The organism is Streptomyces sp. NPDC022552 (assembly GCF_055561875.1).
Genome location: NZ_JBVHGJ010000004.1, coordinates 402611 through 426125, shown reverse-complemented (window position 1 = coordinate 426125; position 23515 = coordinate 402611). Strand labels below are relative to the sequence as shown.

Annotated in this window: 21 protein-coding genes; 5 read left to right on the top strand and 16 right to left on the bottom strand. The window is 71.6% G+C overall.

Annotated elements, in window-relative coordinates:
* Positions 1 to 49: 49 nt before the first annotated feature.
* From ACZ3OF_RS14925 to ACZ3OF_RS14905, 5 genes are all read right to left on the bottom strand, one after another.
* Positions 50 to 259 carry a hypothetical protein gene (locus ACZ3OF_RS14925; RefSeq protein ID WP_361678314.1) on the bottom strand — a complete coding sequence of 70 codons (210 nt, stop codon included), beginning with the start codon at positions 257 to 259 and terminating at the stop codon, positions 50 to 52.
* A 62-nt stretch (positions 260 to 321) separates the two neighbouring features.
* Positions 322 to 1290, bottom strand: a complete 969-nt coding sequence (locus ACZ3OF_RS14920; protein WP_361678272.1) for a cytochrome c oxidase assembly protein — start codon at positions 1288 to 1290, stop codon at positions 322 to 324.
* Positions 1291 to 1395: 105 nt separating this feature from the next.
* Positions 1396 to 2421, bottom strand: a complete 1026-nt coding sequence (locus tag ACZ3OF_RS14915; protein WP_361437713.1) for a 6-phosphofructokinase — start codon at positions 2419 to 2421, stop codon at positions 1396 to 1398.
* A gap of 176 nt (positions 2422 to 2597) precedes the next feature.
* Complete coding sequence (locus tag ACZ3OF_RS14910) at positions 2598 to 3326, bottom strand: type 1 glutamine amidotransferase (RefSeq protein WP_361437715.1); 729 nt, start codon at positions 3324 to 3326, stop codon at positions 2598 to 2600.
* A 19-nt stretch (positions 3327 to 3345) separates the two neighbouring features.
* Entirely contained in the window at positions 3346 to 4593 is a 1248-nt protein-coding gene (locus ACZ3OF_RS14905) for a Mur ligase family protein (protein WP_361437717.1), read from the bottom strand.
* A gap of 126 nt (positions 4594 to 4719) precedes the next feature.
* Here ACZ3OF_RS14905 and def point away from each other — a divergent pair, with 126 nt between their 5' ends.
* Positions 4720 to 5280, top strand: coding sequence for a peptide deformylase (gene def, locus ACZ3OF_RS14900; protein WP_467304856.1), 561 nt, complete (start codon positions 4720 to 4722; stop codon positions 5278 to 5280).
* 14 nt (positions 5281 to 5294) lie between these two features.
* Here the strand turns inward: def and ACZ3OF_RS14895 are convergent, their stop codons facing one another.
* Positions 5295 to 5942 (bottom strand): TetR/AcrR family transcriptional regulator, encoded by a 648-nt coding sequence (locus ACZ3OF_RS14895; RefSeq protein ID WP_361678278.1) that lies wholly within the window; start codon positions 5940 to 5942, stop codon positions 5295 to 5297.
* 163 nt (positions 5943 to 6105) lie between these two features.
* On the opposite strand from ACZ3OF_RS14895, the gene ACZ3OF_RS14890 reads away from it, so the two are divergent.
* A complete protein-coding gene (locus ACZ3OF_RS14890) occupies positions 6106 to 7335 on the top strand; it encodes an acyl-CoA dehydrogenase family protein (RefSeq protein ID WP_467304854.1) in 1230 nt (409 codons plus the stop codon).
* A 140-nt stretch (positions 7336 to 7475) separates the two neighbouring features.
* Here the strand turns inward: ACZ3OF_RS14890 and ACZ3OF_RS14885 are convergent, their stop codons facing one another.
* The 3 genes from ACZ3OF_RS14885 to ACZ3OF_RS14875 all read right to left on the bottom strand — a co-directional run bounded on the left by ACZ3OF_RS14885 (position 7476) and on the right by ACZ3OF_RS14875 (position 8879).
* Positions 7476 to 7769 (bottom strand): SHOCT domain-containing protein, encoded by a 294-nt coding sequence (locus tag ACZ3OF_RS14885; protein ID WP_361678284.1) that lies wholly within the window; start codon positions 7767 to 7769, stop codon positions 7476 to 7478.
* A gap of 40 nt (positions 7770 to 7809) precedes the next feature.
* Positions 7810 to 8259, bottom strand: coding sequence for a DUF6325 family protein (locus ACZ3OF_RS14880; protein ID WP_361678287.1), 450 nt, complete (start codon positions 8257 to 8259; stop codon positions 7810 to 7812).
* 152 nt (positions 8260 to 8411) lie between these two features.
* Entirely contained in the window at positions 8412 to 8879 is a 468-nt protein-coding gene (locus ACZ3OF_RS14875; RefSeq protein ID WP_361678290.1) for a VOC family protein, read from the bottom strand.
* Positions 8880 to 9014: 135 nt separating this feature from the next.
* On the opposite strand from ACZ3OF_RS14875, the gene ACZ3OF_RS14870 reads away from it, so the two are divergent.
* Positions 9015 to 10394, top strand: a complete 1380-nt coding sequence (locus ACZ3OF_RS14870) for a cytochrome P450 (protein WP_361678292.1) — start codon at positions 9015 to 9017, stop codon at positions 10392 to 10394.
* A gap of 56 nt (positions 10395 to 10450) precedes the next feature.
* Here the strand turns inward: ACZ3OF_RS14870 and ACZ3OF_RS14865 are convergent, their stop codons facing one another.
* From ACZ3OF_RS14865 to ACZ3OF_RS14850, 4 genes are all read right to left on the bottom strand, one after another.
* Positions 10451 to 11239, bottom strand: a complete 789-nt coding sequence (locus ACZ3OF_RS14865; protein WP_467304851.1) for a putative protein N(5)-glutamine methyltransferase — start codon at positions 11237 to 11239, stop codon at positions 10451 to 10453.
* A 184-nt stretch (positions 11240 to 11423) separates the two neighbouring features.
* Positions 11424 to 11909, bottom strand: a complete 486-nt coding sequence (locus ACZ3OF_RS14860; protein WP_361672729.1) for a glutathione peroxidase — start codon at positions 11907 to 11909, stop codon at positions 11424 to 11426.
* Positions 11910 to 11958: 49 nt separating this feature from the next.
* Positions 11959 to 12822: an acyl-CoA thioesterase gene (locus ACZ3OF_RS14855; protein WP_361672732.1), complete on the bottom strand. Its 864-nt coding sequence runs from the start codon at positions 12820 to 12822 to the stop codon at positions 11959 to 11961.
* A 12-nt stretch (positions 12823 to 12834) separates the two neighbouring features.
* Positions 12835 to 15408, bottom strand: coding sequence for a DEAD/DEAH box helicase (locus tag ACZ3OF_RS14850; protein WP_467304848.1), 2574 nt, complete (start codon positions 15406 to 15408; stop codon positions 12835 to 12837).
* A 71-nt stretch (positions 15409 to 15479) separates the two neighbouring features.
* Here ACZ3OF_RS14850 and ACZ3OF_RS14845 point away from each other — a divergent pair, with 71 nt between their 5' ends.
* Complete coding sequence (locus ACZ3OF_RS14845) at positions 15480 to 16271, top strand: metal-dependent hydrolase (protein WP_361672736.1); 792 nt, start codon at positions 15480 to 15482, stop codon at positions 16269 to 16271.
* A gap of 153 nt (positions 16272 to 16424) precedes the next feature.
* On the opposite strand, the gene ACZ3OF_RS14840 is transcribed toward ACZ3OF_RS14845, so the two are convergent.
* Positions 16425 to 18206 (bottom strand): ABC transporter ATP-binding protein, encoded by a 1782-nt coding sequence (locus ACZ3OF_RS14840; protein ID WP_361672738.1) that lies wholly within the window; start codon positions 18204 to 18206, stop codon positions 16425 to 16427.
* Positions 18203 to 20014, bottom strand: a complete 1812-nt coding sequence (locus ACZ3OF_RS14835) for an ABC transporter ATP-binding protein (protein WP_361672740.1) — start codon at positions 20012 to 20014, stop codon at positions 18203 to 18205. The genes ACZ3OF_RS14840 and ACZ3OF_RS14835 overlap by 4 nt, the downstream gene beginning before the upstream one ends.
* 168 nt (positions 20015 to 20182) lie before the next feature.
* On the opposite strand from ACZ3OF_RS14835, the gene ACZ3OF_RS14830 reads away from it, so the two are divergent.
* Positions 20183 to 21811 carry a peptide-N4-asparagine amidase gene (locus ACZ3OF_RS14830; protein WP_361672743.1) on the top strand — a complete coding sequence of 543 codons (1629 nt, stop codon included), beginning with the start codon at positions 20183 to 20185 and terminating at the stop codon, positions 21809 to 21811.
* 60 nt (positions 21812 to 21871) lie between these two features.
* Here ACZ3OF_RS14830 and ACZ3OF_RS14825 read toward each other — a convergent pair whose 3' ends face one another.
* Entirely contained in the window at positions 21872 to 23302 is a 1431-nt protein-coding gene (locus tag ACZ3OF_RS14825) for a Gfo/Idh/MocA family protein (RefSeq protein WP_361672745.1), read from the bottom strand.
* Positions 23303 to 23515: the final 213 nt, after the last annotated feature.

The following is a 23515-nucleotide window of genomic DNA, read 5'->3' as shown; positions in this document are numbered from 1 at the left end:
CTGCCGCGCACGACCGGGAGGCCGCGGATCCTCGGCGGCGGGGCCGAGGCTACGGCTGGGGGCCGGGCCTGCCGGGGCCGCGGCCGCGCGGTCCCGCGGGGACGGAGCTGTCGGCGGCCGCCATCCCGATGGTGACCACCCCGAGCACCACCCAGCCGAACCAGAGCCAGCCGCTGCTGCCGAGTGCCACCGTGTACGCCGTCGTCAGCACCAGGGCCGCGACGGTCGTCACGCTCATCGCCTTCGTGGGACCGGACATATGTCCGCCCTCCTCCTGACGGGGCCGTCCTGCTCATCGTGACCCCTGAGGAGGGCGGAGCGCTACTCCCGCGTCGAGACCTGCCGGTCGGCGCCCCGCAGCGAGGCCAGGTAGGCGTTGTACGCCTCCAGCTCCTTGTCCCCGTCGCGGTCGGCGGCCCGGTCCTTCCGGACGGCCTGCCGCTGCTCGGAGTGGTACCACTGGTAGACCAGCGCGATCAGCACCAGCACCGACGGGATCTCGCTGAACGCCCAGGCGATGCCGCCCGCCGCGTTCTGGTCGGCGAGCGCGTCGATCCCGAGCGAGGCCGGCGGGTTCTCGTACGCCTTGATCATCGGCTCGCTCGCCATCATCAGGGCGATGCCGAAGAAGGCGTGGAACGGCATGCCCGCGAAGAGCTCCAGCATCCGCATCACATAGCCCGGGCGGTGCGGCCCCGGGTCGACGCCCATGATCGGCCAGAAGAAGACCAGACCGACCGCGAGGAAGTGCACCATCATCGCGATGTGCCCGACCTTCGACCCCATGAGCGTGTCGAAGAGCGGGGTGAAGTAGAAGCCGTACAGGCTCGCGATGAAGAGCGGGATCGTGAACGCGGGATGCGTGATGATCCGCATGTAGCGGCTGTGCAGCAGCATCAGGAGCAGCTCGCGCGGACCCTTGTCGCCCCGGGGCGCGACCGGGAGCGCACGCAACGCCAGGGTCACCGGCGCGCCGAGCAGCAGCAGGATCGGCGAGAGCATCGAGATGACCATGTGCTGGACCATGTGCACGCTGAACATGACCATGCCGTAGTCGTTCAGCTTGGTGCACATCATCAGCGCCACGGACAGCACGCCCGCCGCGAAGAAGACCGTCCTGCTCACCGGCCAGCTGTCACCGCGTCCGCGCAGTCGCGCCACGCCCCAGCCGTACAGCGCGAGCCCCACGACGCACCCGATGAGGAAGAACAGGTCCGGCGAGAACTCCAGCCCCCGTCCCAGCGTGAACGGCGGCAGATCCATGGTCATGCCGTGCCCGCTGTGATCCATGTGTGTACTCCTGGAGCCCGATTCGCGCTTGATGTCCGCACCAGACTAGAACCGCCCCCGTTCGCGGATGCGACCGGGGGCGGTTCCGTGGAGTCTGTACGGAGGTCAGAGCACGCACTCGGCCTCGGCGTAGCGCTCGGCCGGGACCGTCTTGAGGGTCTCCACGGCCTGCGCCAGCGGAACCATCGTGATGTCCGTGCCGCGCAGCGCGGTCAGCATGCCGAACTCGCCGCGGTGCGCCGCCTCCACCGCGTGCCAGCCGAAGCGGGTGGCGAGGACCCGGTCGTACGCGGTCGGCGTACCGCCGCGCTGGACGTGACCGAGTATCACCGGGCGGGCCTCCTTGCCGAGCCGTCGCTCCAGCTCCACCGAGAGCTGGTTGGCGATGCCGGTGAAGCGCTCGTGACCGTACTGGTCCTTGGCGCCGACCTCGAAGTTCATCGAGCCCTCGCGCGGCTTGGCGCCCTCGGCGACGACCACGATCGCGAAGCGCTTGCCGGCCTCGAAGCGCTCGCCGACCCGGGCGGTCAGCTCGTCGATGTCGAAGGGGCGCTCGGGCACCACGATCGCGTGCGCGCCGGCGGCCATGCCGGAGTGCAGGGCGATCCAGCCGGTGTGCCGGCCCATGACCTCGACGATGAGCACACGCTGGTGCGACTCGGCGGTGGTCTTCAGCCGGTCCAGGGCCTCGGTCGCCACGCCGACGGCGGTGTCGAAGCCGAAGGTGACGTCCGTGGAGGCGATGTCGTTGTCGATCGTCTTCGGCACCCCGACGATCGGCAGTCCGGCCTGGGAGAGCAGGTTGGCCGCCTTCAGCGTGCCCTCGCCGCCGATGGGGATGATCGCGTCGAGACCCAGCTCGGCGACATGGCCCCTGGCGCGCTCGACGCCGTCGACCAGGTGCGCGGGCTGGACCCGGGAGGAGCCGAGGATGGTGCCGCCGCGGGCGAGGATGCCGGCGACCGCGTCAAGGTCGAGCTTGCGGTAGTCGCACTCGAGGAGGCCCTTCCATCCGTCGTGGAAGCCGATGACCTCGTCGCCGTGGTCGACGACGGCGCGGTGCACGACGGAACGGATGACGGCGTTCAGACCGGGGCAGTCGCCGCCGGAGGTGAGCACACCAATGCGCATAGCCCAAATACCTTTGCAACGTGGGCCGACTTCCGGACCACGTCGTCCGGTTGGATCCCCGCCACCCTATCGGTGCCGAGTGGCGGGGCCGAACCGGATGTCCGCAGTTTGGACACCGTATTTACATACGAATCCAATGGGCGTAAGGGCGCTCAGACGTGCAGTCCGCCTGACGGTCAGGCGGGCTGCGTCGCCGCCGCGATGCGCTCGGCGCGCAGCGCCTCGTACCAGCGGTCGTCGGTCGGCGGCAGCGCGTTCACATCGAGGGCCAGCTTCAGGAGCAGGTCCGCGATCTGCGGGTTGCGGGCCATGACCGGGCCGTGCATGTACGTACCGAAGACGGTGTCGTTGTACGCGCCCTCGGTGCCGTCGCCCGTGCCGTTGCCCTTGCCCAGGACGGTGCGGGCGAACGGGCGGGCCGTCGGGCCGAGATGGGTGATGCCCTGGTGGTTCTCGAACCCGGTCAGCTGGGGGAGACCGAGGCGCGGGTCGATGTCCGCGAGGACGTCACCGACGCACCGCTCGCCCTCGCCACGGGTCGAGACGACATCGATCAGACCGAGGCCGGGCTCGCGCTCGCCGAGGTCGTTGATGAACTCGTGGCCCAGGATCTGGTAGCCGGCGCAGACCGAGAAGATGATCGCGCCGTTGGAGGCGGCCCGCTCCAGGCCGCCGTCGCGCCGCAGACGCTCGGCCGCGAGCCGCTGCGGCCGGTCCTCGCCGCCGCCGATCAGGTAGATGTCGCCGGAGGTCGGCACCGGCTGGTCGCTGCGGACGTCGACGCGCTGGACGTCCAGACCGCGCTGGCGGGCGCGGCGCTCGACGACGAGGGCGTTGCCCTGGTCGCCGTACGTGCTGAGCAGGTCCGGGTAGACCCAGACCAGGCGCAGGCTGCTGTCACTCATGCTGCAAGTCCTCTACGGGTCAGTTGCCGACGCGGCGGCGGACGTCCTGGAAGGCGGTGTAGTTGGCGATCAGCTCGATCTGACCGGGCGGTGCCAGCTGGACCGCCTCGTCGAGCGTCTCGCAGACGCGGAACTCCACACCCGCGACCTCCAGGCGGACCGCCAGGTCCAGCTTGCGGTCGCCGATGACCATGATCGGGTGGCCGGCGAGCCGCCCGTAGTCGACGTCCCAGAGCCAGGAGGTGTCCGTGCCGTCGGCGCCGCGCGCGTTGACGGAGAGGATGACCGGGGTCGGCGGCTGGTCGATGAGGGAAAACGTTTCGAGCCAGCCCGCCGGGTTCTTGGCGAGCAGCAGTCGCAGGTCGCGGCCCTGGAAGGAGACCACGTCGTAGCGGCCGGCCACGGCCTGCACCTGGTACATGCGCTCCAGGGCGACCTGAGGCGGGACGCCGAAGACGGCGGCGACGGCGGCCGAGGTCGCGGCGTTGGCCTTGTTGGCGCGGCCGGGCAGCTGGAGGTGGATCGGCCAGGCCGAACCGTGCGGGTCCAGGACATGGTCGCCGTTGAGCGCCCAACTCGGCGCCGGGCGGCGGAAACCGCACTCGCCACAGAACCAGTCGTCGCCGGGGCGCTGCATCACACCGCCGCAGGAGGGGCACGACCAGGCGTCGTCCTTCCACTCCTGGCCGACGGCGACCCACACGACGTTGGGGGAGGAGGAGGCGGCCCACACGATCAGCGGGTCGTCGGCGTTGGCGATGACGACCGCCTTCGTGCCGCTCAGACCCTCGCGCCACTTCTCGGCGAGCATCCGCGTCTCGGCGGCGCGGTCGAGCTGGTCGCGGGAGAGGTTGAGCAGCGCGATCGCCTTCGGTGTGGTGTCCCGGGCGACTCCGGCGAGGTACTTCTCGTCGACCTCGATCACGCCGTACTTGGCGTCCGAGCCGCCGGCCAGCGCCGACGTGATGCCCGCGGGCATGTTGGCGCCCAGCGCGTTGGAGACGACGGGACCGCTGGCCCGCAGCGCCTCGGCGATCAGCCGGGTCGTGGTGGTCTTGCCGTTGGTCGCGGACACCAGGACGACGTCCAGATGCTGCGCGAGCCGACCCAGCAGGTCCGGGTCGAGCCTCAGCGCCACCTTGCCGCCGATCACCGATCCGCTGCCGCGTCCCGCCGCGCGCGACACCGCCGCCGCGGCCTTGCCCGCCGTCACGGCCAGCTTGGCGCGTGGCGACAGCGGCTCTGGATTACCGGGGTGTCCTGACATCTTCCTTGTTCCTCCTTGCGTCGGTCCGGGCTCAGCCTATCGAGATCAGGCCAGCGACCCGAACTGCGGCACCCCCGCACCCCTCGACGAAACGACGAGGTCACGGCGGACCGTACCCTTACGCCCATGCGAAACCGGCCGATCCCCGGCAGTTCCGGCCACGTCCGAGCGATGACCCTGCTCGGCGACCCGGTGCTGCACGCCCCCTGTGAACCCGTCAGCGACTTCGGCCCGGAGCTCGCCCGGCTGATCGAGGACATGTTCGCGACGATGTACGCGGCGAACGGCGTCGGCCTCGCGGCGAACCAGGTGGGCGTGGGACTGCGGGTCTTCGTGTACGACTGCCCGGACGACGAGGACGTGCGCCACCTCGGGCACCTGGTCAACCCGCGCCTCATGGAGGCGGACGGCGACATCGTCCGGGGTACGGAGGGCTGCCTGTCCCTGCCGGGCCTGGAGGCCCCGACGCCCCGCTTCGACCGCGCGGTCGTCGAGGGCGTACTCCTCGACGGCACCCCGGCGCGCGTCGAGGGCACGGGCTTCTTCGCCCGCTGCCTCCAGCACGAGACCGACCATCTGGAGGGCGGCGTCTACGCGGACCACGTGACCGGGTGGCGCAGGTCACGCCTGCTGCGCGCGATCCGCAAGGAGCCGTGGGGCACGGGCGTGGACGCCCTGCGCGCCTGACGCCGCGCCACCGGTCAGAAGCCCGGGGCCCCCGCGCGGTCTGCCGCCTCCGCCAGGCGGCCCCACAGCAGGTCCGCCATCGCCGTGACCAACTCCGCTCGCGAGCACGGGCGTTCGCCGAGCCACCAGTCGCCCGCCGCGTGCATCATGCCGACGATGCCGTGGCCCCAGATCCGGGCCTGCGCCTCGCCGGCCGGGCCGAGGTCGATGCGTTCCGCGATGACCTGGCCGAGCTCCTCGCCCATCCGCCGCAGCACCGGCGCCGAGTGGCGCCCCACGTCGAAGCCCTGCTCGGCCTGGTGCGTCTCCTCCGCCGGGTGCATCAGGAAGCGGTAGACCTGGGGCATCGCCTCGATCGAGGCGAGATACGTGTCGAGCGTGGACTCGACCCGCCGGCGCCGGTCGGCAGGCGCGTCGAGCGCGGCCCGCAGCGCGGCGAGCAGCGCGTCGGTGTGCCGGGTCGCCAGCGCCCGGTACAGCCCGCCCTTGTCGCCGAAGTGCCGGTACAGGATCGGCTTCGTGATCCCCGCTTCCGCGGCGATCGCGTTCATCGAGGCTTTGGGCCCGTCCCGGAGCACAACCCGGTCCGCCGCCTCCAGCAGTTCGCGGCGCCGCTGATCGGCCGGCTTCTGCTGGTCGGTGGTCCGGTGTGTGGTCTCCATAGCGTGTCTCCCCGCCCGTGCGAATTCCGTGAGGCTGTCGCAACGTAACACCCGAGCGGCACCCGGTGCCGCGCCGTCCGCGCCGCTCCGCCGCAGGTTGACAGCGCCTACCAGCCGGTAACAGACTGCTGTTACCGCAAGTAACGTACTGCTGGGAGGGAACATGGCCGAGTTCACGCTCGAACTCAACGACGACCAGAAGCAGGTCCGTGACTGGCTGCACGGATTCGCCGAGGACGTGATGCGCCCCGCCGCCGCCGAGTGGGACGAGCGTGAGGAGACTCCCTGGCCGATCATCCAGGAAGCCGCCAAGATCGGCATCTATTCTCTCGATTTCTATGCCCAGCAGTTCTTCGACCCCACCGGGCTCGGCATCCCGATGGCGATGGAGGAGCTCTTCTGGGGCGACGCGGGCATCGCCCTCTCCATCGTCGGCACCGGCCTCGCCGCCGTCGGCGTCCTCGCCAACGGCACCGAGGAGCAGATCGGCACGTGGATCCCGCAGATGTACGGCGACGTCGACGACGTGAAGGTCGCCGCCTTCTGCTCCTCCGAGCCCGACGCCGGCTCCGACGTCGCCTCCATGCGTACCAGGGCCGTGTACGACGAGGCCAAGGACGAGTGGGTCCTCAACGGCACGAAGACCTGGGCGACCAACGGCGGCATCGCCAACGTCCACGTCGTCGTCGCCGCCGTGGATCCCGAGCTCGGCTCCAAGGGGCACGCCTCCTTCATCGTGCCGCCGAACACCCCCGGTCTCTCCCAGGGGCAGAAGTTCCAGAAGCACGGCATCCGCGCCTCGCACACCGCCGAGGTCGTCCTGGAGGACGTCCGCGTCCCCGGCCACTGCCTCCTCGGCGGCAAGGAGAAGCTGGACGAGCGCCTCGCCCGGGCCCGTGAGAAGGCGAAGGCGGGCGGGGGAGAGCGCGTGAAGAACGCGGCCATGGCCACCTTCGAGGCCTCCCGCCCCGCCGTCGGCGCCATGGCCGTGGGCACGGCCCGCGCCGCGTACGAGGTCGCCCTCGACTACGCCAAGACCCGCGAGCAGTTCGGCCGCCCGATCATCGCCAACCAGGGCGTCGCCTTCCAGCTCGCCGACATGCGCACCCAGATCGACGCCGCCCGGCTCCTCGTCTGGCGCGCCTCCTGGATGGCGACCACCGGAAAGCCGTTCACCTCGGCCGAGGGCTCGATGTCCAAGCTGTACGCCAGTGAGGTCGCCAAGAAGGTCACCGGCCAGGCCATCCAGATCCTCGGCGGCAACGGCTACACCCGCGAGTACCCGGTGGAGCGCATGCACCGCGACGCGGCGATCTACACGATCTTCGAGGGCACGAGCGAGATCCAGCGTCTGGTCATCGCCCGCACGCTCTCCGGGATGCCGATCCGCTAGGCACCGGCCCGCCCAGGCCCGCACCGACCGGGCCCGCAGCGACCCGGCCCGCACCGACCGGGCCCGCAGCGACCCGGCCCGCACCGACCGGCCCGCGCCCCCTGGTGGGGGCGCGGGCCGTCGTGCGGGTCGCGTGGAGGTCAGGTTCCGAGGAGGGCGCGCTTCTGGGCCTCGAACTCCGACTCGGTCAGCACGCCCTGCGCCTTCAGCTCCCCCAACTGCTTGAGCTGCTCGATCTTGGTACTCATGTCGTCGCCGGCGGGTGCCGGAGCAGGCGCGGGTGGCTGTTGCTGGTAGGACTGCTGGTACTGCTGCTGTCCGTCGTCCTGCTGGGCCCATCGGCCCGCCTGCCGGCGTGACACGCGGTTGGACACCGCGGTGGCGGTGCCGGCGACGACGGCTGTGCGGGCGACGCCGCGGAGAAGTCCGGGCATGGTCAGTCATCTCCCAGGGGGTGCTCGGTGCCGGATGCGGTCAGGAGCCCGCCGCATCGGCGGCGTCCAGCGAGGCCAGCAGCGCCTGGACGGGAATCCGTCCGTTCGCCACGATCTGCGCGCCGCTGCCCCGCAGGGCTCGTGCGAGGGGGGCGGCCCACAGGTTCTCGTACACGATGACGCCGGCGGAGTTGCCCGGCTCCAGCGCGGAACCGGCGTCGTCGACATCGCTCTGGTCCAGGAGCCCGGAGGACGCGCCCTCGAACACGGTGAGGTCGACCTCGTCCCCGAAATCCGTCAGCTCCACGGCGGTGACCGAACCGTCCTCGTCCTTGCGGATGAACTGCAGGTCGAGGATGCGGATGATGCGCCGCTCCACCAGATCGAGGAGGAGCGGGAAACCCTCACCCGTCATCCGGTTGCCGGGAAACTCCAGGATCAGGTAGTCGACGGGGCCCATGTCCTCGACTTCCGACAGGCCGTCGCTCATGGCCACTCCTCCAGGTGCTCGGGGTTCCCGCCTCGACCGGACCGGTTGCGGACGGCCCCCGCCTCGGCGGCAGGTGGCCGCTCAGCCATTCCAGCACCGCCCGGGGGCCTCCGCATGTCGTGGGGCGTCTCGCCCCCTGAGTGCCGGGAGCGTCACACCACGCAGAACTCGTTGCCCTCCGGGTCCTGGAGCACCACCGCGTAGAAGTCCGTCCCCTCCGGCCCGTCCGACGCGGAGAGGACCGTCGCGCCCAGGCCCATCAGCCGCGCGACCTCTCCGTCCACCCTGGCGCGCCGCAGCGCGAGCGGCACCTCCCGGCCACCGCCGACCTTCAGGTCCAGATGCAGCCGGTTCTTGACCGTCTTCGGCTCCGGGACCTGCTGGAACCAGATCCGCGGGCCGACGCCCTTCGGGTCGACGACCGACTCGGGGAGCTCCCCGGCCCCCTCGGTCAGCTCCTCCTCCGGGACCCCGAGCGACGCCCAGTACGCCCGCCAGGTCTCGTACCCCTCCGGCGGCGGCTGCGGTACGTAGCGCAGGGCCGCCGCCCAGAAGCGGACCAGCCTCTGGGGGTCGGCGCAGTCGATGGTGAGCTGCAGGGTCATCTCCACGGGATCCATGGAACGAGCCTCCCAGGCGCCACTGACACCCGGGCCAACAGAACTGATCCGGCCGGGTGTTCGGCATGGCTACCGGCGAGTCGGGCCGTGGGGGAGAATCGGCGTGCCGGTGACGATCAAGGGGGCAACGCACAGATGACCACCACCCACGAGATTCCGGGTCCGGCGGGGCTACCGCTGCTCGGCTCGATGTTCGATCTCAGGAACGACGCTCTCGGCACCTTCCTCGCCTCCCAGCGTGCCCACGGAGACGTCGTCCGGATCACCGCGGGACCGCCCGGAGTGCGCGCCACGGTCTACGGGGTCTTCTCGGCCGAGGGCGTCCAGCAGGTCCTCGCCACCCAGTCCGCCAACTTCCGCAAGGACAACGCCTTTTACCAGGAGGTCCGCGAGTCCTTCGGCAACGGCCTGCTGACCAGCCAGGACGAGGACTACCTGCGGCAGCGACGGCTCGTCCAGCCGCTCTTCACCCGCCGCCGCGTCGACAGCTACGCCGAGGCCATCGCCGCCGAGGTCGCGACCGTCACCGAGGAGTGGCGCACCGCGGAGCGCTCCACCGTCGACGTCCTCGACGAGATGACCCGGCTCGCCCTGCGCGCCGTCGCCCGCATCCTCTTCGGCACGGACGTCGCGGCCGCCGTCGAGATCGTCGAGCGGGCCTTCCCGGTGATGGGCGACTACGTCCTGCGCCGCGGCTTCTCGCCCCTCAACCTTCCCCGCGACTGGCCCACCCCCGGCAACCGTCGCGCCGCGGCCGCGCACGACGAGCTGTACGCCGTCTGCGACCGGATCATCGCCGAGCGACGCGCGGCGGCGGGAGAGGGCGCGGGCGGTGACGCCGAGGCGCAGGACCTGCTGACCCTTCTCGCCGAGGCCGAGAGCGCGGAGGACGGCAGCTTCGACGCCGCCGAACTGCGCGAGCAGGTCCTCATCTTCCTGCTCGCCGGACACGAGACGACGGCCACCTCCCTCGGCTTCGCCCTCCACCTCCTCGCCCTCCACCCCGAGCAGCGCAAGCGGGCGCACGAAGAGGTCGACCGCGTCCTGGCCGGCCGCACCCCCGGCGCCGCCGACCTCGACGCCCTGCCGTACCTCACCCAGGTCCTCAAGGAGGCCATGCGGCTCTTCCCCGCGGGACCGGTCATCGGCCGCCGCGCGGTCGCCGCCACCGAGATCGACGGGCACACGATCCCGGCCGGCGCCGATGTGATCGTCGCCCCCTGGGTCACCCACCGGCACCCCGCGTACTGGGAGGACCCGGAGCGCTTCGACCCCGACCGCTTCACGCCCGAGGCCGAGGCGAGCCGCGCCCGCTACGCCTGGTTCCCCTTCGGCGGCGGCCCGCGCGCCTGCATCGGGCAGCACTTCTCGATGCTGGAGTCGGTCGTCGCGCTGGCGATGATCCTCCAGGCCTACGACCTGGAGGCGGTCGACACCGAGGTGCCGGTCACCTCGGCGATCACCCTGCGCGCCACCGGCCCGGCACGCTGCCGGATCCGGCCCCGTACGACGTAGCGGAGGACGGCGCGTCGGCCGCCCTGCCCCTGTCCCGGGGCAGGGCGGCCGACGCGTCAGCCCCGGGCCGCGACGACGACCGTCGCGTACAGCTCATCGGACGTGACCACCCTCGGCGTCAAGCCGTGCCCGGCGACCGTCTCGACGGCCCGGGCGGCCTGCCGCTCCGACGTCTCGACCAGCAGATGCCCGCCGGGCGCCATCCAGTCGGCGGCCTCGGCGGCCACCCTGCGCAGGACGTCGAGGCCGTCCGAGCCGCCGTCGAGCGCGACCAGCGGCTCGTGCTCGCGCGCCTCGGGCGGCAGCAGCGCGACGTCCTCGGTCGGTACGTACGGCACGTTGGCGACCAGCACCTCGACCCGGCCACGCAGCGCGTCGGGCAGCGCGGCGAAGAGGTCGCCCTCGAAGACCCGGCCGCCGCGCGGCTCGACATTGCGCCGGGCGCAGCGCACGGCGGCGGGCTCGATGTCCGAGGCGTACACCTCGGCGCCCTCGACGGCCGAGAGCAGCACCGCTCCCGCCGCCCCGGACCCGCAGCACAGATCGACGCACAGGGAGCCGGGCCGCGCCAGACCCACGGCGTGCTCGACGAGGAACTCCGTACGCCGCCGGGGCACGAACACCCCCGGATCGACGGCGACGCGCAGCCCGGCGAAGGCCGCCCAGCCCACGACGTGCTCGACGGGCAGACCGGCGGCCCGCCGCTCGATCATCGTGTCGAGCTCCTGGCCGCTGTGCGCCGTGGAGAAGAGGAGCTCCGCCTCGTCCTCGGCGAACACGCAGCCCGCGGCGCGGAGTCGGGAGACGGTGGTGGAACGAAGGGAGGGGGACGGGTCGATCGACATGGAACCTTCCGGGAAGCCGAGGGGCACTCCCGTGGTCACCTCTGTCGGGCGGACCACATGGTCGTCGAGGGGGAGCACCCTGCCTGCATGGCGTTGATGGGTCCCACCTCCTCGGTCGTCCTCTGCTGGAGCCGCTCAGATTACATGATCGACACGGTGTGGATCGTCCGACCGCGCCGCCGGATCAGGCGGGGAGCACCGCCTCGATGGCGGCGACGACCTCCGGGGCCTCCGGCTCGGTGCTCGGACGGAAGCGGGTGATCTGCCCGTCCCGGCCGATCAGGAACTTCTCGAAGTTCCACTGCACGTCCCCGGCCGCGCCCTCCGTGTCCGCGACCTGGGTCAGCTCCACGTAGAGCGGGTGACGGTCCTCGCCGTTCACGTCCGTCTTCTCCAGGAGCGGGAACGTCACGCCGTACGACGTGGAGCAGAAGGTCTGGATCTCCTCCGCGCTTCCCGGCTCCTGCCCGAGGAACTGGTTGCACGGCACACCGAGCACGGTGAAACCGCGGTCCCCGTACTGCTTCTGCAGCCGCTCCAGGCCCGCGTACTGCGGCGTCAGCCCGCACTTGGAGGCCACGTTGACCACCAGGACGGCCTGATCGCGGTAGTCGGCCAGCGAGATCGGGTCACCGGACAGGGTGCGCAGGGGGATGTCGTACAGGCTCATGAACAGCTCCTCGTCGAGACCGGGTATGCCTTCACCCTACGATCCCCGGCTACAGCTTCCGGAACAGTCCCTCCTGGACCACCGAGACCAGCAGCCTGCCCTCGCGGTCGTAGATCCGTCCGCGGGCCAGGCCCCGGCCGCCCGTCGCGATCGGGGACTCCTGGTCGTAGAGGAACCACTCGTCCGCGCGGAAGGGGCGGTGGAACCACATCGCGTGGTCCAGGGACGCCATGTCGAAGCCCCGCGGTCCCCAGAGCGGCTCGACGGGGATGCGGACCGCGTCCAGGAGCGTCATGTCGGAGGCGTACGTCAGCGCGCACGTGTGGACGAGCGGGTCGTCGCCGAGCGGGCCCACCGCGCGCATCCACACCGCGCTGCGCGGGTCCGCGTCCCTGACCTCGTCCTTGGTCCAGCGCAGCCGGTCCACGTAGCGGATGTCGAACGGCTGGCGCCGGGCCATCCGCTCCAGGGCCTCCGGCAGCGTGCCCAGGTGGTCGCGGATCTCGTCCGCGAGCTTCGGCAGGGTCTCCGGGTCCGTCATGTGGCGCGGCGGCAGCTGGTGCTCGAGGCCCGCCTCCTCCGGGAGGTGGAAGGAGGCGGTCAGATTGAAGATCGTCCGGCCCTGCTGGACCGCGGTCACCCGGCGGGTGGTGAAGGAACGCCCGTCCCGCACCCGCTCCACCTGGTAGACGATCGGGACGCCGGGGCGACCTGGGCGCAGGAAGTAGGAGTGCAGCGAGTGCACCGGCCGGTCGCCCTCCGTGGTGCGCCCGGCCGCGACCAGGGCCTGGCCGGCGACCTGTCCGCCGAAGACCCGTTGCAGCGACTCCTGCGGGCTCTGGCCGCGGAAGATGTTGACCTCGATCTGCTCCAGGTCGAGCAGGTCGACGAGGCTCTCGGCGGGGTTGGTCACCGTCTTCTCTCCTTAGAGCTGTCCCACGGACGTCAGGCGGACGATCGCCCGGCCCTCCTCGTCGGAGGCCGCGAGATCCACCTCCGCGCTGATGCCCCAGTCATGGTCGCCGTTCGGGTCGGCGAAGGTCTGCCGGACGCGCCACAGGCCGTGCGCCGCGTCCTCCTCGATGTTCAGCAGCTTCGGGCCGCGCGCGTCCGGACCCGTGCCGAGGTCGTCGTACTCGTCCCAGTACGCGTCCATCGCCTCGCCCCACGCGTCCGCGTCCCAGCCCGACTCGGCGTCCAGCTCGCCCAGCGCGTCCACGTTGTCCAGGGCCGCCAGCTCCACCCGGCGGAACATCGCGTTGCGGACCAGGACCCGGAAGGCGCGGGCGTTCGACGTGACCGGCTTGACCTGGTCGGCCTTCTCCTGCGCCTGCTCGGCCGTCTCGACCTCGGGGTTCGCCAGCTGCTCCCACTCGTCGAGGAGCGAGGAGTCCACCTGGCGCACCATCTCGCCCAGCCACTCGATCAGGTCCTGGAGGTCCTCGGTCTTCAGATCGTCCGGGATCGTGTGGTCCAGCGCCTTGTACGCGCTCGCCAGGTAGCGGAGCACGATGCCCTCGGTCCGCGCCAGCTCGTACCAGGACGTGAACTCCGTGAAGGACAGCGCCCGTTCGTACATGTCACGGATGACTGACTTCGGCGAGACCGGGTGGTCGCCCACCCACGGGTGGGACTTCCGGTACACGTTGTACGCGTGCCAGAGCAGCTCCTCCAGCGGCTTCGGGTACGAGATCTCCTGGAGCCGCTCCATGCGCTCCTCGTACTCGACGCCGTCCGCCTTCATCCGCCCGACGGCCTCGCCGCGCGCCTTGTTCTGCATGGCGGCCAGGATCTGGCGCGGGTCGTCGAGCGTCGACTCGACGACCGAGACCATGTCCAGGGCGTACGACGGGGATTCCGGGTCGAGCAGGTCGAACGCGGCGAGCGCGAACGTCGACAGCGGCTGGTTCAGCGCGAAGTCCTGCTGGAGGTCGACCGTGAGCCGGATCGTGCGGCCCTCGGCGTCCGGGGTGTCCAACTGCTCCACCACCCCGCCGTCGAGCAGCGATCGGTAGATCGCGATGGCCCGGCGGATGTGGCGCAGCTGCGCCTTGCGCGGCTCGTGGTTGTCCTCCAGAAGCTTGCGCATCGCCTCGAACGCGTTGCCCGGCCGGGCGATCACCGAGAGCAGCATGATGTTGGTGACCTTGAAGCGCGAGGTCAGCGGCTCGGGCTCGGCGGCGATCAGCTTCTCGAAGGTGGTGTCGCTCCAGGCGACGAACCCCTCCGGAGCCTTCTTGCGCACCACCTTGCGGCGCTTCTTCGGATCGTCGCCGGCCTTGGCGAGCGCCTTCTCGTTCTCGATGACGTGCTCGGGCGCCTGAGCGACCACGAAACCGGCCGTGTCGAAGCCCGCCCGGCCCGCCCGGCCCGCGATCTGGTGGAACTCGCGCGCGCGGAGCGTGCGCACCCGGTTGCCGTCGTACTTCGTCAGGGCCGTGAACAGCACCGTACGGATGGGCACGTTGACGCCCACGCCGAGCGTGTCCGTCCCGCAGATCACCTTCAGCAGACCGGCCTGCGCCAGCTTCTCCACCAGGCGCCGGTACTTCGGCAGCATGCCGGCGTGGTGCACACCGATGCCGTGGCGCACATAGCGCGAGAGGTTCTGGCCGAACTTGGTGGTGAAGCGGAAGTTGCCGATCAGCTCGGCGATCTTGTCCTTCTCCTCCCGCGAGCACATGTTGATGCTCATCAGCGACTGCGCCCGCTCGACGGCCTGCGCCTGGGTGAAGTGGACGATGTAGACGGGAGCCTGCTTGGTCTCCAGGAGCTCCGTCAGAGTGTCCGTGATCGGCGTGAGCCGGTACTCGTACGAGAGCGGCACCGGCCGGGTCGCGGAGCGGACCACCGAGGTCGGGCGGCCCGTGCGCCGGGTGAGGTCCTTCTCGAACATCGACATGTCGCCGAGCGTCGCCGACATCAGGACGAACTGCGCCTGCGGCAGCTCGAGGAGCGGGATCTGCCAGGCCCAGCCGCGGTCCGGCTCCGCGTAGAAGTGGAATTCGTCCATCACGACCTGGCCGATGTCGGCGTACTTGCCGTCGCGCAGCGCGATCGAGGCCAGCACCTCCGCCGTACAGCAGATGATGGGCGCGTCGGCGTTCACCGAGGCGTCGCCGGTCAGCATGCCGACGTTCTCGGTGCCGAAGAGCTTGCACAGGTCGAAGAACTTCTCCGACACCAGGGCCTTGATCGGCGCGGTGTAGAAGGTCACCTGGTCATTGGCCAGCGCCGCGAAATGCGCCCCCGCAGCGACCAGGGACTTTCCCGATCCGGTGGGGGTCGACAAGATCACGTTCGCTCCGGAGACCACCTCGATCAGCGCCTCCTCCTGGGCCGGGTAGAGCGTGATGCCCCGGTCCTCCGCCCATGAGGAGAAAGCCTCGAAGAGGGCGTCGGGGTCGGCGTTCGGCGGCAGCTGATCGATAAGGGTCACGCCCCCATCTTGCCTGGATTCCGCTCGGATGAGGGAACCGGCCACCGGCTCGAAGATCACGGACGATACGCTGTCGCGTCGACCGGCCGTCAACTGAGCGCCGGCACCGGAGGAATGGGGCGGGAACAAGCATGATGGGACCGGCGCACTCGCTGTCCGGAGCGGCGGCCTGGCTGGGCGTCGGGGCGGCGGCGGCCGCCGCGGGCCACCCGATGCCGTGGCCGGTTGTCGTCGTCGGAGCGCTCATCTGCGCGGGCGCGGCGCTCGCCCCGGACCTCGATCACAAGTCCGCGACCATCTCGCGGGCCTTCGGGCCGATCTCCAAGGGCCTGTGCGAGATCGTCGACAAGCTCTCGTACGCCGTCTACAAGGCGACCCGCTCCACCGCCGACCCCCGCCGGTCGGGCGGCCACCGCACGCTGACCCACACCTGGCTCTGGGCGGTCCTCATCGGCGCCGGAGCCTCGGCCCTGGCCATCACGGGCGGCCGCTGGGCCGTTCTCGGCATCCTCTTCGTCCACCTCGTGCTCGCGGTGGAGGGCCTGCTGTGGCGGGCGGCCCGGATGTCGAGCGACGTCCTGGTCTGGCTGCTCGGCGCCACCAGCGCGTGGATCCTCGCGGGCGTCCTGGACCAGCCGGGCAACGGCGCGGACTGGCTCTTCACCGCGCCCGGGCAGGAGTACCTCTGGCTGGGCCTGCCCATCGTCCTGGGCGCCCTGGTGCACGACATCGGCGACGCTCTGACGGTCTCGGGCTGCCCGATCCTGTGGCCGATCCCGGTGGGCCGCAAGCGGTGGTACCCGGTCGGACCGCCGAAGGGGATGCGGTTCCGCGCGGGCAGCTGGGTGGAGCTGAAGGTGCTGATGCCGGCGTTCATGCTGCTCGGCGGCGTGGGCGGCGCCTCGGCGCTGGGGTACCTCTAGCGGGTAGGGCCGGCGCCGGACCGGCCGGCCGGCGGCAGCTCGGGGACATCGCCCCGGGCGAGCGCACCGGTCGCATCGGCGTCGGCGTCGGCGCCGACCCGGCCGGTCGGACTGCGGGGCGGGTCGACCCGGCCGGTCCGACCGCCCCCCTGGTCAGCCGTGCCACGACCTCCACAGCGCCGCGTACGCTCCGTCCGCCGTCACCAGCTCGTCGTGGCTGCCCAGCTCGCTGATGCGACCCTCCTCGACCACCGCGATCACGTCCGCGTCGTGCGCGGTGTGCAGCCGGTGGGCGATCGCGACGACCGTGCGGCCGTCCAGGACCCGGGCGAGCGAGCGCTCCAGATGGCGCGCCGCCCGCGGGTCCAGGAGCGAGGTCGCCTCGTCCAGGACCAGCGTGTGCGGGTCCGCGAGCACCAGCCGCGCGAGGGCGATCTGCTGGGCCTGGGCCGGGGTGAGCGCGAGCCCGCCCGAGCCGACCTCGGTGTCCAGGCCCTCGTCGAGCCCCCGCGCCCAGCCGTCCGCGTCGACCGCGCCGAGCGCCGCCCACAGCTCGGCGTCCTCCGCGCCCGTCCGCGCGAGCAGCAGGTTGTCCCGGAGCGATCCGACGAAGACATGGTGCTCCTGGTTCACCAGAGCCACGTGCTCCCGGACACGCTCCGCGGGCATCTTCGCCAGCTCGGCCGCGCCCAGCGTGACCGTGCCGGTCCGCGGGGCGTAGATCCCCGCGAGCAGCCGGCCGAGCGTCGACTTGCCCGCGCCGGACGGGCCGACTAGGGCGAGCCGGGTCCCCGGGGCGACGTCCATCGACACCCGGTGCAGCACGTCGACGCCCTCGCGGTAGCCGAAGCGCACCTCGTCGGCCCGGACGTCCCGGCCCTCGGGGCGCAGGGCCCCGTCGCCGGCGTCCGGCTCGATGTCCCGGACGCCGACGAGCCGGGCGAGCGACACCTGGGCGACCTGGAGCTCGTCGTACCAGCGCAGGATGATCCCGACCGGCTCGACCAGCATCTGGGCGAGCAGCGCCCCCGTGGTCAGCTCGCCCACGTCGATCCACCCGCGCAGGACGAACACGCCGCCCAGCATGAGGACACCGGCCAGCACCAGGGTGTGGGTGAGGTTGATGACCGGGAAGAGGACCGAGCGCAGACCCAGCGTGTACCGCTCCCACGCCGTCCACTCCTGGATGCGCCGGTCGGAGAGCGCGACCCGGCGGGCACCGAGGCGGTGTGCCTCGACGGTGCGGCCCGCGTCGACGGTCTCGGCGAGCGCGGAGGCGACCGCCGCGTAGCCGGCGGCCTCGGAGCGGTACGCCGAAGGGGCCCGCTTGAAGTACCACCGGCAGCCGACGATCAGCAGCGGCGCGGCGATCAGCAGGGAGAGCGCGAGCGGCGGCGCCGTCGCGGCCAGCCCGCCGATCAGCAGACCGGCCCACACCACACCGACGGCGAGCTGCGGCACGGCCTCGCGCATCGCGTTGGCCAGCCGGTCGATGTCCGTGGTGATACGGGACAGCAGGTCGCCGGTCCCGGCCCGCTCGAGGACTCCCGGCGGCAGCCCGACCGACCGTACGAGGAAGTCCTCGCGCAGGTCCGCCAGCATCTCCTCGCCCAGCATCGCGCCGCGCAGCCGCACCATCCGCACGAACAGGGTCTGGACGACGAGGGCGAGCGCGAACAGGGCGACCGTACGCCCCAGTTGGAGGTCGCGCCCGCCTTCGGAGAGGCGCTCGACGAGCGAGCCGAGCAGGTACGGGCCCACCATCGAGGCGGACACCGCGACCGCGTTGACGCCGACGAGCAGCGCGAACGCCGCGCGATGGCGGCGCAGCAGATCGCGTACATAGGTGCGTACGGTCGTGGCCGTGCCGACGGGCAGGGTCGTCGCCGAGGTCGGGGCCCCCGGGTCGTACGCCGGTGGCGCCAGGCCGATCATGCCGACTCTCCTTCCAGCTCTGCTTCTTCCAGTCCTGCTTCTTCCAGCTCTGCTTCCAAGGCCTGTTCCTCGTCGGTGTCGCGCGTGACGACGGCGCGGTAGCGCGGTTGGGTACGCAGCAGTTCGCGGTGCGTACCGACAGCCACCACCTCGTCGTCGTGGACGAGGGCCACCCGGTCGGCCCGGTCGAGCAGGAGCGGCGAGGAGGCGAGGACGACCGTCGTACGGCCCTCGCGCAGCCCTCGCACCCCCTCGGCGACCCGCGCCTCGGTGTGCGAGTCGACCGCCGAGGTCGGCTCGTCGAGGACGAGCACCTCCGGGTCGGTCACCAGGGAACGGGCCAGGGCCAGGCGCTGGCGCTGGCCGCCGGAGAGCGACCGGCCGCGCTCGGTGATCCGGGTCCTCATCGGATCGCCCTCGGTGTCGACGGACGCCTGTGCGAGCGCGTCGAGGACGTCCCCGCAATGGGCCGCCGCGAGGGCGTCCTCCGGCCTGACCGTGCCCGAGGAGGGCACGTCGAGCAGCTCGTGGAGCGTGCCGGAGAGCAGGACCGGGTCCTTGTCCTGGACCAGTACGGCCGTACGGGCCGCGCCCAGGTCCAGTTCGTCGAGCGGCACTCCGCCGAGCAGGACCGAGGTGTGCCCCTCGCCCGCCTCGGTGGGGTGGCCGCCGAGCCGGTCCGCGAGCCTGCCGGCCGCGTCCGGGTCGCCGCAGACGACCGCCGTGAGGAGGCCGGCGGGGGCGAGGAGCCCGGTGACGGGGTCGTACAGGTCGCCCGTCGCCCTGCCGTGCTCGTCCGCCGTCGTGGTGGTGGTCCGGGCCAGCGACAGCACCCGGGCCGCGCGCTTGGCGGACGGCCGGGAGAAGGAGTACGCCATGGCGATCTCCTCCACATGGCGCAGAGGATGCAGCATCAGCGCCACCGCGCTGTAGACGGTGACCAGTTCGCCGACGGCGATCCGCCCGTCGAGCGCGAGCCTCGCTCCGTACGCGAGCACGCCCACGAGGAGCAGACCCGGGAGCAGGACCTGCACGGCCGCGATCAGGGCCCACATCCGGGCGCTGCGGACGGCGGCGTGCCGGACCTCCTGCGACGCGGACCGGTAGCGGGCGAGGAACAGCTCCTCGCCGCCGATGCCGCGCAGCACCCGCAGCCCGGCCACGGTGTCCGAGGCCAGCTCGGTGGCCCGGCCCGCCTTCTCACGCTGGATGTCGGCCCTGCGGGTGGCGCGGGGGAGCAGCGGCAGGACGGCCAGCGCGAGCACCGGCAGGCCCACCGCCACCACCACGCCGAGCGTCGGCTCGTATACCACCAGACCGACACAGACCACGACCATCGTCAGCGCGGCCGCGGCGAAGCGGGACAGCGCCTCGACGAACCAGCCGATCTTCTCGACGTCTCCCGTGGAGACGGCCACGACCTCGCCCGCGGCGACCCGCCGGGTCAGGACGGAGCCCAGCTCGGCGGTCTTGCGCGAGAGCAGTTGCTGGACGCGCGCCGCGGCGGTGATCCAGTTGGTGACGGCCGTGCGGTGGAGCATCATGTCGCCGATGGCGATGCCCGCGCCGAGCAGCGCGAGCAGGCCGCCCGCGAGCGCGAGCCGTCCGCCGTCACGGTCCACGACCGCTTGGACGGCTAGTCCGACCGCGAGCGACAGACCGGCGATGCTGAGCTGGAGCAGCAGCCCCCACAGGAGGGAGCCGACCTGCCCGCCGAGTTGGTTGCGGCCGAGCCAGAGGAGGAACCGGGTGCCCGAGCGGACATCGGGGACGCCTGGATCGGCATACGGTAGATCGCGAATCTTCATGTCGTCCCAGGGCTTTCCGGGTCTCTTCGCCGGTTGGCGCAAACCGTGCAAGGTTCGCGCCGTGGGACGGCCTCCTGCAATCGATTTATTCGCGAAGGCGCACAGAACGCGCCAAGGTCGCACACGCCCTCTGGACGCCTCCCACCCCCCGCGCTTCACTCGCGACCCATGAGACTTCAGAAGATCATGAGCATGATCGGTGGCCTCGCCCTGGCCGCCGGCGCCCTGCTCACGGCGCACCCGGCGGCCGCGATCGTCCCGGCCGACCGGCCCCCGGCCGCCCCGGCCGATCCGCCGCCCGCCGAGTTCGGCAGCGACTGGCACGACCCGCTGACCGCCGACCCGCCGGTGACCAAGCCGCCCACCCGATCCTGCGAGGTCCTGCTCGCGGCGGCCCAGTTCCGCGATTTCACGCCGTACCAAGGGAGTTACGCACCCCCCGAGGAGTGCGGCACGCGCTGGAGCAAGGTCGTCCTGCGCCTCGACGGAGAGGTGAAGGGACGTCAGTACGACCGGCTCGGTCATCTCTCCGTCGGCGGCGTGGAGATCCTCCGCACCTCCACGCCCCAGCCCTCGCCCGACGGCATCCGCTGGTCGGTGGAGAAGGACGTCACCCGCTACCGCGACACGCTCGCCCGCCCCCAGCCGGTCGAGATGCTCATCGGCAATGTCGTGAACGAGACGTACACCGGCGTCCTCGACGTCCGTGTCACGCTCACCTTCCACGCCGCCCGAGGCTCGGTGAAGCCCGCTGCGGACACGCCCGACCGGGTGATGCCGCTCGACTCCACGAGCCTGACCACCCCGCGCAACACCGAACGCATCCTCGCCGAGGTGTACGCGACAGGCTCCGGCGGCGGCTGCGAGGAGTACTGGTACCTGACCGTGCCCGACGCGGCCCCGTACTCCTGCAAGGCGACCGACGGGCCGTACCGCGAGGTCCGGATCTCCGTCGACGGACGGACGGCGGGCATCGCCGCCCCCTTCCCGACCGTCTGGACGGGTGGCTGGTCCAACCCCTTCCTCTGGTACGTCACCCCCGGCCCGCGCGCCTTCGACGTGCAGCCGATCGTCTACGACCTGACCCCGTTCGCGGGCCTCCTCAACGACGGTCGCGCCCACCGGGTCGAGGTGTCGGTCGCGGGCGTCCCCGCGGGGCAGACCGGCTGGAGCACCCCGACCAACATCCTGCTCTGGCAGGACGAGGGCCGAGCCGTGGTCACCGGAGGGCTCGACCGTCACCACGAGACCGCGCCGCGCAACTCCTCGGTGCACACGCCGGGTTCGGAACACCGGCTCGACACCGAAGGCGGGCACGCCCTGACCGTCGCCGGGCATCTGAACACCTCGCACGGCCGCGTCGACACCACCGTCACGCGGACCCTGGCGCACACCTCCGTGCACCGCTGGGCCGAGAGCGAGAACCCCGACGCGCTCACCGCACGGTGGACCGACGACGAGACCGTGACCGTCGGACGCACGAGCACCCGCACCCACCGCACGTACACGATGGATGGCGAGACGACCATCGGCGCGGGCGACCGCCTGCGGACCGTGCTGGCACTCGGCGACCGCGCCCGCACCGAGGTCGTACGGGGCGGCAAGCGGCTCTCCTGGTCGCACCTCGACCACAGCTACGCCGGTGACGCCACCTACACCACCGGTGTGCCGCGCGACCAGCGGCACGCGGTCGGGACGACGTCCGACCGCTACCGGCTCCACGGCTCCGACGGCTGCTACGACCGCGGCGTGAGAACGGCGCAGGGGACGGTCACGGAGGACCGGCTACGCTGCTGAGCCGCGCTGGGACCGGTGACGTGCGGCGGGGCCCGGCCTGTGCGGCCGGGCCCCGCGTCGCTACGCCGGTCGGGTCGAGTCCACGCCGGACCGCGACTTCCTCCACTCACCGCGGGTGAAGTCCGGGATCGCCTGGGGCGCGCCCTTCGCCTTGATCGAGGCGTGGCTCAGCGGCACCGGAGCCGTCCACACCGCCGCGTCGTAGACGTCGAAGTCGGGGACCAGACCGAGCTGCATGGTCTGCATCAGCCGGTAGACCATGATGTAGTCCATCCCCCCGTGCCCGCCGGGCGGATTGGCGTGCTCCTTCCAGAGCCAGTGGTCGAACTCCGTGGCGTACGCCCCGAAGTCGCCCCACTGGTGTCCCTGGTGGTCCGGCTCCAGATAGATCCGGGCCGGGTAGTCCTCGAACACGCCCCGGGTGCCGCCCAGGCTGTTGATCCTGCTGTACGGGTGCGGGGTCGAGACGTCGTGTTCCAGCCGGATCACGCGCCCCTTCGCCGTCTGGACCAGACTGATCGTCCGGTCGCTCCCGACGTACGTCTCCTTCCAGCTCGGGTCACCCGGCGGCATGTTCTCCGCCCGGTACTGGGCGAGCCCCAGTGCCGGTGTCCCGAAGCTGCTGATGCTGACCACGCGGTCGCCCCGGTTGACGTCCATGTAGTTGGCGACCGGACCGAAGCCGTGGTTGGGATAGAGATCGCCCCGCAGCTTGGTGTGCCAGATCCGGCGCCAGGGGCCCTCGTAGTACGTCGGCGAGAACATCAGTTCGCGCAGATCGTGGTTGTACGCCCCGGCCCCGTGCAGCAGATCCCCGAACCTGCCCGCGTGGGCCATCCGCAGGACCCGCATCTCGTTGCGGCCGTAGCAGCAGTTCTCGAGCTGCATGCAGTGGCGGCGGGTCTGCTCGGAGAGGTCGACCAGCTCCCACAGGTCTTCGAGCGTCATGGCGATCGGACACTCCACGCCGACGTGCTTGCCGTTCAGCATCGCCGCCCGCGCCATCGCGAAGTGGAGTTCCCAGGGCGTCGCGACATAGACGAAGTCGAGGTCCGAGCGCTTGCAGAGGTTCTCGTAGTCGTCCTCGCCCTTCGTGTACACGGCGGGGGAGGGCTGTCCGGCGGCGACGACCTTGGCCGCGGCACGCTCCGTCTTGTCCTTGACCGGGTCGCAGATCGCGACCACCCGCACCCAGGGGAGCGCGAGGAAGAGGTCGATCATGCTGCCGCCCCGGTTGCCGAGGCCGACGATTCCGACCCGGACCGTGGAGCGCCGCCCGAAGGGGACGCCGACCATGGTGGCGCCTCTGCGCCGCGGAGTCCGGGCGGCCTCGGCGGCGGCTGCGGCACCTTCGGGCGAGGCGGCCCCGGGCGAGGCGGCCTCGGCGTTGCCGGCGCCCAGGGCGCCGAGGCCGATGCCCGCTCCCGCGACCCCGGCCGTGGTCCGCAGGACGGAGCGACGGCTCGGTGGCTGCGGTGCGTTGTCGTTCATGGAACCTCCAGTAGCTGTGTGCACGGCTGGCTCATGAATCCCGCTCAGGACCCTGGCCGTTGAGACTGGTGGTGCGCAAGGGCGCGGATTGGATTCTTCCGACGGGTAGTTGGACTCTTCCATTCCGGGTCGCCGGACCATGCGGACGACGAGGGTCCCTCACCCACATGGGGTAAGGGACCCTCGTCGTACCGGACGGGTCGTCAGAGCTCC